The 15,009-nt window shown below is 64.0% G+C and carries 14 protein-coding genes; 7 read left to right on the forward strand and 7 right to left on the reverse strand.

Annotated features, from left to right (window positions below):
• Positions 1-42: 42 nt before the first annotated feature.
• Positions 43-411, forward strand: a complete 369-nt coding sequence (locus BMW89_RS18175) for a hypothetical protein (RefSeq protein WP_092028349.1) — start codon at positions 43-45, stop codon at positions 409-411.
• 177 nt (positions 412-588) lie between these two features.
• On the opposite strand, the gene BMW89_RS18180 is transcribed toward BMW89_RS18175, so the two are convergent.
• The 6 genes from BMW89_RS18180 to BMW89_RS18205 all read right to left on the reverse strand — a co-directional run bounded on the left by BMW89_RS18180 (position 589) and on the right by BMW89_RS18205 (position 6,149).
• On the reverse strand, positions 589-1,083 hold the full coding sequence (locus BMW89_RS18180; RefSeq protein WP_092028350.1) for a hypothetical protein: 495 nt from the start codon (positions 1,081-1,083) through the stop codon (positions 589-591).
• A gap of 169 nt (positions 1,084-1,252) precedes the next feature.
• Entirely contained in the window at positions 1,253-1,984 is a 732-nt protein-coding gene (locus BMW89_RS18185; RefSeq protein ID WP_092028351.1) for an aspartate/glutamate racemase family protein, read from the reverse strand.
• 4 nt (positions 1,985-1,988) lie between these two features.
• Positions 1,989-2,867 (reverse strand): ABC transporter permease, encoded by an 879-nt coding sequence (locus tag BMW89_RS18190; protein WP_092028352.1) that lies wholly within the window; start codon positions 2,865-2,867, stop codon positions 1,989-1,991.
• Positions 2,868-2,870: 3 nt separating this feature from the next.
• The gene (locus tag BMW89_RS18195) at positions 2,871-3,830 is read right to left on the reverse strand and encodes an ABC transporter permease (RefSeq protein ID WP_092028353.1); all 960 of its coding nucleotides are present in this window, start codon (positions 3,828-3,830) and stop codon (positions 2,871-2,873) included.
• Entirely contained in the window at positions 3,830-5,119 is a 1,290-nt protein-coding gene (locus tag BMW89_RS18200) for an ABC transporter substrate-binding protein (protein ID WP_092028354.1), read from the reverse strand. Before BMW89_RS18200 ends, BMW89_RS18195 begins: the two co-directional genes overlap by 1 nt.
• A 43-nt stretch (positions 5,120-5,162) precedes the next feature.
• Positions 5,163-6,149 carry an ABC transporter ATP-binding protein gene (locus BMW89_RS18205; RefSeq protein WP_092028355.1) on the reverse strand — a complete coding sequence of 329 codons (987 nt, stop codon included), beginning with the start codon at positions 6,147-6,149 and terminating at the stop codon, positions 5,163-5,165.
• Between the two features lie 267 nt (positions 6,150-6,416).
• On the opposite strand from BMW89_RS18205, the gene BMW89_RS18210 reads away from it, so the two are divergent.
• Complete coding sequence (locus BMW89_RS18210) at positions 6,417-7,124, forward strand: GntR family transcriptional regulator (RefSeq protein ID WP_092028356.1); 708 nt, start codon at positions 6,417-6,419, stop codon at positions 7,122-7,124.
• A gap of 18 nt (positions 7,125-7,142) precedes the next feature.
• On the opposite strand, the gene BMW89_RS18215 is transcribed toward BMW89_RS18210, so the two are convergent.
• Entirely contained in the window at positions 7,143-7,352 is a 210-nt protein-coding gene (locus tag BMW89_RS18215; RefSeq protein ID WP_092028357.1) for a hypothetical protein, read from the reverse strand.
• 371 nt (positions 7,353-7,723) lie between these two features.
• On the opposite strand from BMW89_RS18215, the gene glsA reads away from it, so the two are divergent.
• The 5 genes from glsA (at position 7,724) to BMW89_RS18240 (ending at position 14,947) form a co-directional block, all read left to right on the forward strand.
• Positions 7,724-8,719, forward strand: a complete 996-nt coding sequence (glsA, locus tag BMW89_RS18220) for a glutaminase A (RefSeq protein ID WP_092028358.1) — start codon at positions 7,724-7,726, stop codon at positions 8,717-8,719.
• 67 nt (positions 8,720-8,786) lie between these two features.
• On the forward strand, positions 8,787-10,427 hold the full coding sequence (locus tag BMW89_RS18225; RefSeq protein ID WP_177196132.1) for an MFS transporter: 1,641 nt from the start codon (positions 8,787-8,789) through the stop codon (positions 10,425-10,427).
• Positions 10,428-10,809: 382 nt separating this feature from the next.
• The gene (locus BMW89_RS18230; RefSeq protein WP_092028359.1) at positions 10,810-11,373 is read left to right on the forward strand and encodes an HdeD family acid-resistance protein; all 564 of its coding nucleotides are present in this window, start codon (positions 10,810-10,812) and stop codon (positions 11,371-11,373) included.
• 26 nt (positions 11,374-11,399) lie between these two features.
• Positions 11,400-12,740 (forward strand): metal-dependent hydrolase family protein, encoded by a 1,341-nt coding sequence (locus tag BMW89_RS18235; RefSeq protein WP_092028518.1) that lies wholly within the window; start codon positions 11,400-11,402, stop codon positions 12,738-12,740.
• 446 nt (positions 12,741-13,186) lie between these two features.
• Complete coding sequence (locus BMW89_RS18240) at positions 13,187-14,947, forward strand: CYTH and CHAD domain-containing protein (protein WP_092028360.1); 1,761 nt, start codon at positions 13,187-13,189, stop codon at positions 14,945-14,947.
• The last annotated feature ends 62 nt before the right edge of the window (positions 14,948-15,009 follow it).

The raw sequence follows: 15,009 nt of genomic DNA on the forward strand, positions 1-15,009 counted from the left end.
TCGCACTGTAGTGTGGACGGTTTCCACGCGGAGGATCGAGTAATGTTACGGAAGATGATGATGGCGGCGCTGGCCGTCGCGGCGGTCGGACTATCGGCGCCGCAGGCGGCACAGGCCGCGGGCGGTTTCGGTCACGGTGGCGGCTTCCATGGCGGCGGTGGCTGGCATGGCGGCGGCGGCTGGGGCCATGGCGGCCACTGGCATGGCGGGGGCTTCTGGCCCGGCGTCGGGATCGGCGTAGGTGCCGGCTACTATGGCGGCTATTACGGCTACGGAAACCCCTACTACGGCAATCCCTACTACTATGGTACCGGATACGACGATGGCGGTTATGGTGGCTGCTATGTCGTGCGGAAGCGCGTGATGACGCCCGCGGGATGGCGATACCGTCGCGTCGACGTCTGCGAGTGAGGCGGGAGGCCTGCCGGACCTGTTAAAAAACAAGGTCGTTGACGCAATATACCGTCAACGACCTTGCCAGCCCCGGACATTGAAATCGGCTCACGCCATCCGGTAGCGGACAGCATGGCGTGGAATCACACGGGCGAATGTGATCCAGTTCACAAGTCAGAAAATTTAAGTCGCGAGCTATCCGCGCGAGCGCTTGCGCGCGCTGGCATGGACGCGGTGATGTACCGGTTTCCTGCGGGTAACCGACGGCGTCTCGGTCTCGGTGGCCCGCGCACTGGCGAAGGACTGCCGCAGATTGTCGATGGACTCGTTCAGCGTCGTGACCTGCTCGGACAGGCGCTTGGTATCGGCCTGCTGTGCCGCCATCAGACGTCTCATCGTCTGGAGCTGGTCCTGCACGACCTGGAGCTGGTCGATCGATTCCTGCTGGGTCGCCTCCAGGCCCTTGGTCTTCTCGACCAGCTGCTCGGAGGCCTGGGCGGTGCGGGTCTGGAGCTGCCGCGACGTCACCACCCGGTCGGGCTCCGGTGCCGCGCCGGTATAGGCGCGCCAGATCGCGATCGAGGTCACGCCGGCGATCAGCAGGAGCAGGGCGGCGGCGGTCAGCGCGATCGGCTGGGCGCCAAGGCGAAGCAGGGGGTTGGACGGTGCGTCCTCTGCGAGATCGATCATCGCTGACAAAACCCAAATTGAAACTTGGTGAGTGGCGAAGTGCGGCAGCCCAAAAGTGGCGACCGGGGTGTCCCGAAAGTGTTACTGTTCGGCAACAATTGGGACCAAAAAGAGGCTGAAGCCCAAAAAAGCGGGCGTTCCCCCCTTGCGTCCACGTCGGGAGCAGAATTCAGGGCTGAAACGACGAAAACGGCCCGGAATAGGTCTTCGAGCGCGGGGCAGCATAGGGGCCGAGCCGGGACGTCTTCAGGCCCAGCCGTACCAGTGATTCTGCCAGCGTCACCGCTGCGGCGACGCCGTCGACCACGGGCAGGCCATGCGTGGCGGCGAGCTCGGCGGTGAGATCGGCCATGCCGGCGCAGCCGAGGACTATGGCCTCGGCGCGGTCGTCGCGGATCGCAGCCGTGATCTCGGTGGAGATTTTTGCCAGCGCGTCGGAGTTGCGCTCTTCCAATGCCAGCACCGGGACCTCGGCGGCGCGGACGCGGGCGCAGCGCTCGGCGAGGCCGTACTTCTGCAAATTTTGCTCGATCGGCACGATGGAGACACCGAGCGTCGTCACCACGGCAAAGCGGGCGGCGATCAGGCTCGCCATGTGAAAGCCGGCCTCGCCGATGCCGATCACCGGCGCTTTCGCGGCGGCGCGCGCGGCGTCGAGGCCGGTGTCGTCGAAGCAGGCGATGATGTGCGCATCCGCGCCGTCGCGGTCGGCGTCACGGATGCAGCCGAGCATGCCGGGCACGGCGAAGGCCTCGTCGTAAAATCCCTCGATGGAAACAGGTCCCATTGTCGGCTGGCGCGCATCTATCACTGTGTCGGGCAGCGCGATCGCACGCGCCGCAGCGGCGATCTTCGCCGTCATCGTAACAGTGGTGTTGGGATTGACGACGTGCAGTCGCATCAGATCAGACAAGCCCTTTGCCGGCGTCCGAACCCTTGGCCGCCTGCCGCTTGTTGAGCACGTGGATGGTGCCGAGCGCAAGGCTGATCACCGTGAACGAGACGGCCGAGATCACGGTGCCGAGTGCATAGATATCAGGGTTCGTCACGGTGGTGGTGAGGCCCTGGAGATCCAGCGGCAGCGTGTTCACCGCCCCGATCGCCTGGCTCGAGCGCGCGAGCTCGTCCCAGGACAGCGTGAAGCCGAACAGGCCGATGCCGATCACCGACGGCAGGATGATCGGCAGTACGACATGACGGAAGGCCTGCCACGGCGTCGCACCGAGATCGCGCGCGGCTTCTTCGAGGCGCGGATCAAAGCGGTTGAAGATCGCGAACATGATGAGCAGGCCGAATGGCAGCGTCCAGGTCAGATGCGCGCCGAGGCCGGAAGTCAGCAGGCCCATCGAGGTCTCGAAATTCTCGTTCCAATGCGCCTTGATCAGATCGTCGATGATGCGGAATTCCAGCGAGATGCCGAGCGAGGTGATGATCGAGGGCACGATCAGGCTGGCGATCGCCGAATAGAACAAAATGCTCTGCGCCTTGAACTTCCTGCGGAACGCCATGCCGGCGGCGACCGACAGCACGACGGTGACGATCATCACGATGACACCCAGCAGCAGCGAACGGCGGAAGGCCGCGCCGAGATCGACGATGCCGGTACCCTGGAACAGTTTTGCGATCCAGAACGTCGACACGCCATTCATCGGGAAGGTGAGGCCGCCCGACGGCCCCTGGAACGACAGCACGTAGATCGCGATCATCGGACCGTAGAGAAACAGCGTGTAGGCCGCGAAGAAGATCGCGAGCACGTAGAAAGAGCGCGGGCGTCCCTCCTTCATCGCCTACAGCTCCTTCTTGATGTCGACGATGCGCGACATCATGGTGATGATCAGGAACGTAATGACGAGCAGGATCACGGCATTCGCGGCCGCGGCCGGGAATTGCAGCGCGTTCACCCGTGTCTCGATGATCTTGCCGGCAGAGGCGATCTGCTGGCCGCCCATCACGCCGATGGTGATGAAATCGCCCATCACGATGGTGATGACGAAGATCGAGCCGATCACGATGCCGGGCTTGGCGAGCGGGATGATGACGTTGACGAGCGTCTGGAAGCCGGTGGCGCCGGCGTCATAGGCGGCCTCGATCAGCGACTTGTCGATGCGCACCATCGAATTGAAGATCGGCACCACCATGAAGAAGGTGAAGAGGTGCACCAGCGCCAGCACCACGGAGAATTCAGAGAACAGCAGCCATTCCAGCGGCTGATTGATCAGCCCGCTCTTGACCAGCCCGGAGTTTACGAGGCCGTTGCGGCCGAGCAGCGGGATCCAGGCAATCATGCGGATCACGTTGGAGGTCCAGAACGGGATCGTGCAGAGCAGCGACAATCCCATCTGCCAGGTCTTTGACTTCACATGGAAGGCGAGGAAGTAGGCGACCCAGAAGCCGATGAAGAGTGTGATCGCCCAGACCATAACGCAGAGCTTCAGCGTCTTCACATAGGTTCGCCCGATCGTGCAGAGATCGGGGAGCTGGGCGATGCAACCTTCGAACGTGTCGGTGTAGCCGCGGCCCGAGAAGGCCGGCAGCAACTGGTATTCGTTGTAGTCCCAGAACGAGACGATGACGACGAAGACCAGCGGGATCAGGAAGAAGGCGAGGAACACCAGCATCATCGGCCCGGCCTGGAGCCAGGAGATGAAGGAGGGCGACAGGCGCGCCGCTTTCGCAGCGCGAATCGTGTCGGGTCCCCGGACGAGATCCGGGGACGCCTGTTTCAGGATGTCTTCCGACGTATCCATCACGCCGCGATGAACTCGTTCCACTTGCGGACCATGTAGTCGTTCTCGTCCATCACGGCGTTCCAGCAGGCGACGCCGCCCATGCGGTCCTCGTAGGAGCCGCCATCACGCACGGCGCCGGCCTTCTCGAGCACCGAGCCGTCGGGCGCCTTGATGTCCTTTTCGGCGGCCTTGCCTTCCATCCAATAGGCCCACTCGTAGGGCTCCATGTGCGCCTTCGCGGTCGACAGTACGGCCGAGTAGTAGCCTTGGCGGTTGAGATAGGCGCCGGCATAGCCTGATAGAAACCAGTTGACGAACTCGTAGGCCCATTCGAGCTTTTGACCCGACACGCCCTTGGAGACACAGAAGCCCGAAGCCCAGGAGCGGTAGCCCTCTTTCAGCGGCTGGAAGGTGCAGGCGATGCCCATCGAGCGCACTTTCGTCACGGCGGGCGACCACATCGACTGGATCACGGTTTCACCGGAAGCCATCAGGTTGACGCTCTCGTTGAAGTCTTTCCAGAACGCGCGGAACTGGCCGGCCTTCTTGGCTTCGATCATCACCTTCATAGTGAGATCAATCTCTTCCTTGGTCATGTTGCCCTTGTCGGCATATTTGTACTTGCCGGTGGCTTCGACGACCATCGCGGCATCCATGATGCCGATCGAGGGGATGTTGAGGATCGAGGCTTTGCCCTTGAATTCGGGATTGAGAAGTTCAGCCCAGGAGCTGATCGGGCGCTTGATGATGTCCGGACGGATGCCGAGTGTGTCGGCGTTGTAGACGGTCGGGATCAGCGTGACGAACTCGGTCGCGGTCTTGGAGAAAGTCTTGGAGTCCTTGCCTTCGAGATAGAGCACCTTCCAGGGCGCGGTGCCCTGGTTGCCGATCTTCTTGCCGCCGGGGGTCTCGCCCTTGGTGAAGACGGGCGTGATGTTGTCGAATTCCTTGATCTTCTTGGAGTCGAGGGCAAGGATGTTGCCCGACGGCACCAGCTTCTTCAGCGAGAAATATTCGGTGTCCAGCACGTCGAAGGAGTTGGGCTGCGTCATCACGCGCTTGGTGACATCGTCGGTGGTCGCGGTGATGTATTCGATCTTGATGCCGGTGTCCTTCAGGCACTGCTTGGAGATGTCGTCGCCCTCGTTCACGGCGGTGCCGAGATAGCGCAGCACCTTCGGCTCGGCCGACATCACATAGGGAAAGCCGGTGATGGCGCCGGAGCCGGCGGCAAGGCCCGCGAGACCCGCGGTGCTCTTCAATAGTGTGCGGCGGCTGACGCCGGTCTTCCTGGTCGTCTCGGTCATATCGCTCACTCCTCTGTGTTGCGCATTTTCTAGAATAACGGCGCTATTGCAGGCGTTGCGCCTTGGCGGGATCCCAGGTCACCAGCGCGCGATCGCCCGGACGTAAAGGGCGGGCGTCGAACACGGTCTCGGGAACGTGGGCGAACAGGGCGGTGCCGTCGTCGAGCGCGAGCGAGACGGCAACATAGGAGCCCTGGTACTCGGTCTGGGTCAGCAGCGCAGGCGCGCCGAACGCGCCGTCAACGAACGGCATGATGCCGAGTTGATCGGCGCGCACGGCGATGAGTTTGCCGGCGTCGCTGAGGACGTTGTGGCCGCCGATGAAGCGCGCCACGAATTCGGTCTGGGGGTGGTGGAAGATGTCGCGGGCCGAGCCCTGCTGCTCGATCTTGCCCTGGTTCATCACCACGATGTGGTCGGCAAGCGCCATCGCCTCTTCCTGGCCGTGGGTGACCTGGATGAAGCTGATGCCGAGCTCGCGCTGCAGCCGCTTGAGTTCGCCGCGCATCCTGACCCGCAGGAACGGATCGAGCGCGGACAGCGGCTCATCGAGCAACAGGATCTGCGGCTCGGTGATCAGCGCCCGGGCAAGCGCGACGCGCTGCTGCTGGCCACCGGAGAGCTGCGCCGGCAGGCGCGCCGCATAGGGGCTCATCGCGACGAGCTCGAGCAGTTCGCCGGCGCGCTTGTGCCTGATGGTGCGGTCGACGCCGCGCATTTTCAGGGCAAACGCAACATTGTCGAGCACGGTCAGGTGCGGAAACAACGCGTAGGACTGGAACATCATCGCCGTGCCGCGCTTGGCGGGCTCGAGGTCGGTGACGTTCTGCGGGCCCAGGATGATGTCGCCTTCGCTGACCGCCTCATGGCCTGCGATCATGCGCAAAGTCGAGGTCTTGCCGCAGCCGGAGGGGCCGAGCAGGCAACAATAGGTGCCGGCCGGGATCTTGAGGTTGACGGTGTCGACGGCCAGCGTCGTGTCGTAGCGCTTGGTGACGGCGACCAGTTCGAGAGCGGCAGGAGTGGCCATGGCGTGTCCGCTGGGAGGGCGATGCTTCGGCTTTCTCCGCAAGGTCCGTGCCAACCGCGCGAAGGCTGCCGAATTCCAAAACTGTGCAGTGAAGTCAGGTCGTTAGATCGAATCCGGCGCAGCGGCCCGGCCCGCCGAACGGGCAGTAATATGCACACAAAATGTGCGCGGATTGTATAAAGTTTCGCCTGTGATTGGATACAGCTCGTCGACTAACATTCCTGGCCGAACGTCGATCGAGCCCTCGGGCACAACCCCCTTGAACTGATGGCCGCCAAGACCCGCCAAAAATCCGATGCGCCAGACGCGAGCGATCGCGTCAGCCGTATCAGGGAAGGCGTGACCGCGGCGATCCTCGAGCATCGCCTGCTGCCGGGCACGAAGCTCGGCGAGGACGAGATCGGCGAGATCTACGGCGCGAGCCGCACGCTGGTCCGCACCGCGCTTCAGCAACTCGCGCATGAGGGCATTGTCAATATCGAGAAGAACCGCGGCGCCTTCGTTGCGCGCCCGACTCCCGCCGACGCGCGCGAAGTGTTCGAGGCGCGCCGCCTGATCGAACCCACCATCGTCGACCACGCGATCGACGCGGTCTCGCCGATCTGGATCGCTCGCCTCCAGCAGCATCTCACCGAAGAGCGTGAGGCGGAGCTGCGCGGCGACGCGCGCGCGTCAGTCCGGCTCTCCGGCGAATTTCACAAGCTTGTCGCCGAGATGAGCGGCCACAGCATCTATCTCGGCTTCCTGAAAGAACTGATCGCGCGTTCCTCACTCATCATCCTGCTTTACCGCCGCCACGACACGCCGGCCTGCGGCACTGATCACCACGCCGGCATCGTCGCCGCGATCCGCAAGCGCGACAGAGAGGCCGCGCGCGCGCAGATGCTGTCGCACCTGAACGAGATCGAGGCCGAGCTGTTCTTGAAGGATCCCGCCGCCGACGAGCTGCGGCTCGCGGATGTGCTCGGCGCGTGAGCGAACCGCAGCGCTTGGCTATGGCAGCGGGGATCCTTCGTTACGCCTGACGATCTTCATCACAAGCAGACCAGCGCCAAGGATCAGGAAGAGAACGCCGACGAAAGTCGTGCCACCGGATTCAAAGGTCACGCCGACCGCCGTCAGCAGGCATCCGATGATGATCGCGAAGAGTCCGCCGAGCTTCTTGACCAGCAGAATGTGTCCGTCACTCGTCTGTGCCACCATGTTGCGCCTCGCTCACTTGATGCCGGGCCGTCTTCGAGATTTCCTCCTGCCCCATCCTCCATCACGCGGCCCGCGCGGGATCGTACTCCAACGCAAGGTGGTTGCAATCTGGAGTTGACGGTGGTCGTATTCCGCTGTCCGTCTTTTGATTAGAGTTCGACGCATGCGAGACAGAAGCACTTACGCATATGCCAAAAATTCCCGCTGCATCGCGCAATCGCGGCGATCTCGCATGGAGTCGTATGGCAGGGCTGCAAAATATCCCTAAGGTTGCAAATTGACTCGGCCCGGTCGACGGAATCAACTGTCCGCGAGCGTCGAGTTCTAGAACGGAGCCGACATCAGTTGAATCCGTTCTGCGGAGTGCTGCCATGGCGCGACCTGTGGCTGACGAACGAGAGACGGCTTATGTCTCGACGGGCCATCTGCCCGGTCCGGAGATCGTGCAGTCGCTGGTGACCGAGGCACAGCGACGGTTCCAATCAAATCGCGACGGAAGCAACTCGCAGGTCTACCCCGCGCTCGCGCGCGTGCCGAGTGAGCTGTTCGGCGTCTGTGTCGCCGGAACCAGCGGGCGGGTCTACGGCGCCGGCGATGTCGACCACGAATTCTCCATCATGAGCGTGTCAAAACCGTTCCTGTTCGCGCTGGTCTGCGAGACCATCGGGCCAGAGGAGGCGCGCGCGCGACTTGGGGCCAACGCGACCGGGCTGCCGTTCAACTCGCTCGCCGCGATCGAGCAGGGCAGCGGCCGCACCAACCCGATGGTGAACGCCGGCGCGATTGCCACGACCAGCCTCGCGCCGGGCGCCAACGCCGCGGCGCGGTGGGCCTTCATCCATGAAGGGCTGTCGCGCTTTGCCGGCCGCAAGCTGCCGCTTAACGAAGAGGTTTATGCGTCAGCGTCGGAGACCAATTTTCGCAACCGCAGCATCGCGCGGCTGCTGGAGAGCTACGACCGCATCTACTGTGACGCGAAGGAAGCGACCGACCTCTACACGCGGCAGTGCTCGCTCAATGTGAGTGCCCGCGACCTCGCGGTAATGGGCGCGACGCTGGCCGACGGCGGCGTCAATCCGGTCACGAAGCAGCGCGTGGTCGATGCCTCGGTCTGCCATTACGCGCTCGCCGTCATGATTACGGCCGGGCTCTACGAGACATCGGGCGACTGGCTCTACGACATCGGTCTGCCCGGCAAGAGCGGGATCGGCGGCGGCATCGTCGCGGTGTCCCCGGGCAAGGGTGGCTTTGGCACCTTCGCGCCGCCGCTCGATGCCGCCGGCAACAGCGTGCGGGGGCAGCTTGCCGCAAAATTCCTGTCGCAGCGGCTCGGCATGGACCTTTTCGTATCGAAACCGGAAGAGTGAACCAATGCTCAAGAGGTCGGGGGCGCAGGCCTGGCCGACAGCAACGTCGATAAAGCCGGAGGATTTCATGGCCACGCAGACAATGTCGATCGGCGGTGTTCAACATGAAGAGCAGGTGTCATGGATTCCCATGATTTCGATCGCGCTCGGCCAGATGATCATGTCGTTCAATGTGGCCTCGCTGCCCGTGGCGATGGGCGGGATGGTCGCGAGTTTCGGCGTGGCGCCGACCACGGTTGCGACAGGCATCGTGGCCTATTCGATGCTCGTTGCCGGCTTCGTCATGCTCGGCGCCAAGCTCGCCCAGCGCTTCGGCGCCTTGCAGGTGTTCCGCGTCGCGGTCGTTCTCTTCTTCATCTCGCAAGTAATGATGACGTTCAGCCCGTCGGCCTCGGTCATGATTTCCGCGCAGGCACTCTGCGGCGCATCGGGATCGGTGATCGTGCCCTCGCTCGTTGCCCTGATTGCCGAGAATTATGCGGGTCGTCAGCAGGCAACCGCGCTCGGTGCGCTCGGCTCGGCGCGCGCGGCCGCCGGCGTGCTTGCCTTCGTCATCGGTGGTGTGCTCGGGACCTATATCGGTTGGCGGCCGGCGTTCGGGATCCTGATCGCGGCCTCAGCCATCGTCTTCCTGATGAGCTTCCGTCTGAAGCCCGATCGTGGCCGGCCCGATGTGCAGATCGACCTCGTCGGCGTCGCGCTTGCCGCCACCGCAATCATCTTCATCGCCTTTGGGTTCAATAATCTGAACGGCTGGGGCCTCGTGGTTGTGAGCCCCAACGCGCCGTTCGATCTGCTCGGCCTGTCGCCCGCGCCGGTCCTGATCGTGCTAGGAATCGTGCTGGGGCAGGGATTTCTGCTCTGGACACACCGGCGTCAGGCCGCGGGCAAGACGCCGCTTTTGGCGCTGGAGGTGATCGACTCGCCGCAGGAACGTGGCGCGGTCTTTGCGCTATTCGCGGTGGTGGCGCTGGAGGCTGCGTTGAACTTCACCGTGCCGCTCTACATCCAGATCGTGCAGGGGCGGACGCCGATCGCGACCGCGATCGCGATGATGCCGTTCAATCTCACGGTCTTCTTCTCGGCGATGCTGATCGTCAACGTCTACGAGCGGCTGACGCCGCGGCAGATCGGCCGCTACGGCTTCGCGCTTTGTACTGTTGCGCTGGTCTGGCTCGCCTTTGTCGTGCGCAACGACTGGAGCGAGGTCCCGGTGCTGTTCGGGCTCGTTCTCTTCGGCATCGGCCAGGGCTCGCTCGTGACCTTGCTGTTCAACGTCCTGGTGACGGCATCGCCAAAGGCGCTCGCCGGAGACGTCGGCTCCTTGCGTGGCACGACGCAGAACCTGGCCGCGGCGCTCGGGACAGCGGTGGCCGGAGCTTTGCTGGTCGGTCTCCTTAGCACCATCGCGCTCGGCAAGATCACGGCAAGCCCGATGCTGACGCCGGAGCTTCAGGCCCAAATCGATCTCGACAACATCACCTTCGTCAGCAACGACCGCCTGCGCAGCGTGCTGGAAGGCACCAGCGGATCGCCCCAACAGGTCGCGGAGGCCGTGCGCGTGAACACCGAGGCGCGGCTGCGGGCACTCAAGATCGGGCTTCTCATCATGGCAGGTCTCGCGCTGATCGCGATCATCCCGGCCGGGCGCCTTCCCAACTATCTGCCGGGCGAGATTCCCAGCGATGAGGCGGTTGCGAAAACCTGAGTTGAAGAACGGGCAGGGGATTTCGTGAAGGAGAACCCCGGAAATGAGGTCAATGAGTGAGATGGATCGACGCGCCGCGCTGCGAACGCTGTTCGGAGGCGTGATCCTCGCGGGTGGAGGCGTGAGCCTGTGGTCGCGCGATGCTGCGGCTTTGCCGGAGCTCTCGCCTATCGATCATCCCGTCACTCGCAAGCGCGAGCCCGCCGCGCGCACCTATGCACAGCAAACGGCCCGCCCGTTGCCGGCACCGGCCCGCCGCCCACCGCATCGTCCACCGCCGCGGCCGCCGTCGTGGCATCGCCGACGCCGGCGCTGGGTGTGCTGGTGGCACAGGGGCCGTCGCCATTGCGGCTGGCGCTGGAGATAAACTGAGGAGGATGACATGACGACCTACGACCACAGTGCGCCGATGGGCGCGACCGGACTGCCGCAGCCGCCCCGCTGGGTGTGCGTGCTGCTGGGTGTCTTCATGGTGTTCACTGGGCTGATGGTGCTGGGCGACGTCGCGTTCTTCACCGTGGTCAGTGCGTTGTTCATCGGCTGGATGGCCATCGCCACGGGCGCCTTCGAGATCTTTCACGCGTTCTGGACCAAGGGCTGGGGCGGCTTCGTCTGGCAGGTGGTGCTCGGCATTCTCTACATTGCCTTCGGCATCATCCTTGTCAGCCAGCCGCTGACTGGCGCGTTGCTGCTCACCTATGTGCTTGGCCTCGCGTTGCTCATCTCCGGCGTCGTGCGCATGTTGATTGGCATCGGCCGCTGGCAGCAGGGCGGCGGGATTATGGTGGCCTCCGGATTGTTCGGCGTGCTCGCGGGGCTGGTGATCCTCACCGGCTTTCCGGCGACCGGGCTCTGGGTCTTGGGAATGCTGCTCGGTATCGATCTGTTGTCGCACGGCATCGGGTGGCTGACCTTCGCATGGCGGCCCCTGAGCGCAACAGCGTAGCAGCCCGTCGGCGTGGAGAATTGATGATGTCGGGATTGAAGGCGCGGGCCGGACTCGCGGCGTTGCTGGCAACGCTTCTATGCAGCGCGTGGCCTGCGCTGGCCCAGCAGGACTCCGCCGTCCTGTTCCACAATGTCAGGATTTTCGACGGAAAGAACGCTGCGCTCTCGGCCGCGTCCAACGTTCTCGTCAGGGACAGGAAGATCGAGAAGATCTCGACTGGCGACATTGCGGCCGCCGGTCAGATGATCGACGGCGGCGGCCGCGTGCTGATGCCGGGACTGATCGATGCGCATTGGCATGCGATGCTGGTCCGTCCGACGCCGATGGCCGTGCTCGCGGGCGATATCGGCTACAACAATCTGCTCGCCGCGAGCGAGGCGACTGCGACGTTGATGCGCGGCTTCACCACCGTGCGCGACATGGGCGGGCCGAGCTTCGGCCTCAAGCGGGCCATCGACGAGGATCTCGTTGCCGGCCCCCGGATCTATCCGTCGGGCGCGATGATCACCATTACCGGCGGCCATGGCGACTTCCGGCAAATTGCCGATCTGCCGCGCACCATCGGCGGCATGCTCAGCCGCATGGAACGGATCGGGGGCAGCATGGTCGCCGACAGCCCGGACGAGGTCCGCGTCCGCGCGCGCGAGCAGCTCATGCAGGGCGCTTCGCAGGTCAAGCTCACCGCGGGCGGCGGCGTCGCGTCGCCGTTCAGCCCGCTCGATGTCTCCACCTTCACCGAGCCCGAGCTGCGCGCCGCGGTTGAAGCCGCCGACAATTGGGGCACCTACGTTGCGACGCACGCCTATACGCCGGTCGCGATCCAGCGCTCGATCGCAGCCGGCGTGAAATGCATCGAGCACGGTCACCTCATGGATGAGGCGAGCGCGAAGTTGATAGCGGAGAAGGGGATCTGGCTCAGCACGCAGCCGTTCCTGGATATCTCCGGCGCCGCTGCGCTTGGTCCGGCGGAGCAGGACAAGATGCGGCAGGTGGTTGCCGGCACCGACCGCGTCTATGCGCTGGCCAAGAAGTACGGCATCAAGACCGCGTTCGGCACCGACGTCCTGTTCTCGAAAGCGCTGGCGGACAAGCAGGGTGCGATGCTGGCTGCGCTGACGCGCTGGTACACGCCGGCCGAAGCGCTGACCATGGCGACGTCGACCAATGCCGAACTCTTGAGCCTGTCAGGCCCGCGAAACCCTTACCCGGGCAAGCTCGGCGTCGTGGAGGAGGGCGCGCTCGCCGATCTCCTGCTGGTCGACGGCAATCCGCTCGACAACATCAAGCTGGTCGAAGATCCCGCTAAGAACTTTGTCGTGATCATGAAGGGCGGCAAGATCTACAAGAATAGTCTCGCGCATTGACGCGCCTCTGCGTGGGCGCTTCCCTGCGAAATTGGACCGCTTCTAGTCCCGATCGCCGGGAACCAGCTTTTTGTGCCGCGAACCAGTGCAGGTTTCCGGAACGGCTGGGGACCGCACAGGACTTGTCATAATCTCGATCTCGGGCCTGTCATCGGCGGCGTGGCTTCTAAGCGTCTCCAGAACCAGAAAGAATTTCTCTGCTAGCATGAGTGAGGCTCGCTGACGCTTTCATCTCAGTTTCGAGAACGATGAGATTCACCAGCAATTCGACCACACGCGAATCTCGACAGCAATTTAATTCGTTACGCCAAGTTGAATTGTGACAAACCGCGCAGGACTTTGGGCGCGTGTGGACGGTGATGCGTTACGACGTAACGTGACTATTCCTCCCGGGCCTTACCGGCTATATGCTGGCGCTCTGTCATCGAACTGTCATGTCATCGGAAATGCTGAAATCAGACGCTACGCCGGCTCGCAAAACTGTGGGCGCACCGGACGTGAATCCTGTCCCCAAGGACAACAAGAGAACGCAAGTCGTCGCCGGCTTTCTCAGGCACATTGAACCGGCCGGTCCAGGTGCGGAGCCTGCGATCGTCGAGGGCGCTGTGATTGATCAGACGCCGTCGCCGGACGTGACGCCCGCACCGGAACCGGCCCAGTCGAACGCCGCCGCGCGTACCACCGGTGAGATAGAGCTCAAGCTTCTCGTCGATGCCGATCGCATGGCGCATTTCAACGCCGCACCTGTCATCGCGGCCAACGCGCGCAACAAGGGCTCGCGAAAACATCTCAAATCCGTCTATTACGACACGCCCGAGCGCCTGCTTCGTCGTAACGGCCTCAGTCTGCGGGTGCGCCAGAGCGGCGCGCGCTTCGTGCAGACCGTGAAGACCGAGGCCGCGGACGATCCGCTGCGGCGCGGCGAGTGGGAGGCGAGCGTGCCGTCGCTTGCGCCGGATCTCACTTTGGCAATGCCCTTCATTCCGGAGAAGCTTCGCGGCCATCTCGAAGCGCATCCGCTCGAAGCCGTCTTCGCCGCCGATATTCATCGTCACGCGCGGATGATCGACCTGCCGTCCGGTACCGTCGAGATTGCTTTCGACCAGGGTGAGCTGACGGCCGGCCATCGCTCGCTGCCGGTGAGCGAGATCGAGCTGGAGCTCAAGGGCGGCGCCGCGAGCACGATCTACGAGATCGCCTTGCTGCTTGCGGAGCAGGGGGCGGTGAAGCCGTCGATCCGCACCAAGTCGGCGCGAGGATTTGATCTCGCCGCCGACAAGCCGCCGGCGGCGCGACGCCCGCGCAAACTCCGCCTCGATGCGTCGGTCATGTTAGATGAGGCTTTCGCGACGATCCTGCGCTCCTGCTTCCTCCATCTGCTTCAGTCGCTGCCGGCGGCCGAGGACGGGCGCAATCCGGAGGGTGTGCATCAGCTGCGCGTCTCGCTGCGCCGGCTGCGCTCTGCGCTCGATTTGATGCGATCGGTCGGCGCGCTCAGCAATCTCGATGCGCTGCGTTCGGAAGCCAAATGGCTGGCGCAGGACCTGTCCGCCGCGCGCGACTGGGATGTGTTCCAGCTCGAGACCTTGCCGACGATCGCAAACGCCTGTCCGTCGGTCGCGGGCTTTGACGCGCTGGGCCGGGCTGCGGCGGGGCGTCAATCCGACGCTTACCGCAAGGCGCATCACGCACTCGCCGATCGCCGCTGCGCCGTGTTCCTGATCAGCCTCGGGAACTGGATCGAGACGCGCGGCTGGCGCAACGGCATTGCCGCTGAAGATCTCGGCCAGCTCGCTGAGCCCGCCGTCAATTTCGCGCAGCGCATTTTGTCCGGGCAGTACGCGAAATTGCTCAAGCGCGGCCGCCGCTTCAAGTCGCTTCCCGCCGAACAATTGCACCGGGTGCGGCTCGCGACCAAGCAGCTGCGCTATCTCAGCGAGTTCCTGCTGCCGCTCTTTGCCGATCAGAAGGCCGCGCGAAAATTCTCGCGACGGCTCGCCGGCTTGCAGGAGGAGCTCGGCGCCTTCAACGACATGGCGGTCACGGCATCGTTGCTCGACGGCCTCGGCGCCGAGCCCGACAGCGCCATCGCGGCTGCGGCCATCGTCGGCTGGCAGGCGCGCGCATCGGTCGGCGTGCAGCCCGCCCTGCAAAGCACATGGCGCGATTTCACCGCCGCGCGCGTGCCGTGGTCGTCGCTGGGCTGATCGCGCACCCCAAAAAAGTTGCGCCCAGCCATTGGGGGATGGCTGGGCGCGCGCGAACCGGT

It is taken from the genome of Bradyrhizobium sp. OK095, from assembly GCF_900109945.1.
Taxonomy (GTDB): Bacteria; Pseudomonadota; Alphaproteobacteria; order Rhizobiales; family Xanthobacteraceae; genus Bradyrhizobium.

Coding starts and splice junctions, on each gene's coding strand:
- BMW89_RS18215 (WP_092028357.1), bottom strand. CDS start 7,352: ATGGTGGCACAGACGAGTGACGGACACATTCTGCTGGTCAAGAAGCTC.
- BMW89_RS18180 (WP_092028350.1), bottom strand. CDS start 1,083: ATGATCGATCTCGCAGAGGACGCACCGTCCAACCCCCTGCTTCGCCTT.
- BMW89_RS18175 (WP_092028349.1), top strand. CDS start 43: ATGTTACGGAAGATGATGATGGCGGCGCTGGCCGTCGCGGCGGTCGGA.
- BMW89_RS18190 (WP_092028352.1), bottom strand. CDS start 2,867: ATGAAGGAGGGACGCCCGCGCTCTTTCTACGTGCTCGCGATCTTCTTC.
- BMW89_RS18210 (WP_092028356.1), top strand. CDS start 6,417: ATGGCCGCCAAGACCCGCCAAAAATCCGATGCGCCAGACGCGAGCGAT.
- BMW89_RS18235 (WP_092028518.1), top strand. CDS start 11,400: ATGTCGGGATTGAAGGCGCGGGCCGGACTCGCGGCGTTGCTGGCAACG.
- BMW89_RS18195 (WP_092028353.1), bottom strand. CDS start 3,830: ATGGATACGTCGGAAGACATCCTGAAACAGGCGTCCCCGGATCTCGTC.
- glsA (WP_092028358.1), top strand. CDS start 7,724: ATGGCGCGACCTGTGGCTGACGAACGAGAGACGGCTTATGTCTCGACG.
- BMW89_RS18205 (WP_092028355.1), bottom strand. CDS start 6,149: ATGGCCACTCCTGCCGCTCTCGAACTGGTCGCCGTCACCAAGCGCTAC.
- BMW89_RS18225 (WP_177196132.1), top strand. CDS start 8,787: ATGGCCACGCAGACAATGTCGATCGGCGGTGTTCAACATGAAGAGCAG.
- BMW89_RS18230 (WP_092028359.1), top strand. CDS start 10,810: ATGACGACCTACGACCACAGTGCGCCGATGGGCGCGACCGGACTGCCG.
- BMW89_RS18240 (WP_092028360.1), top strand. CDS start 13,187: ATGCTGAAATCAGACGCTACGCCGGCTCGCAAAACTGTGGGCGCACCG.
- BMW89_RS18200 (WP_092028354.1), bottom strand. CDS start 5,119: ATGACCGAGACGACCAGGAAGACCGGCGTCAGCCGCCGCACACTATTG.
- BMW89_RS18185 (WP_092028351.1), bottom strand. CDS start 1,984: ATGCGACTGCACGTCGTCAATCCCAACACCACTGTTACGATGACGGCG.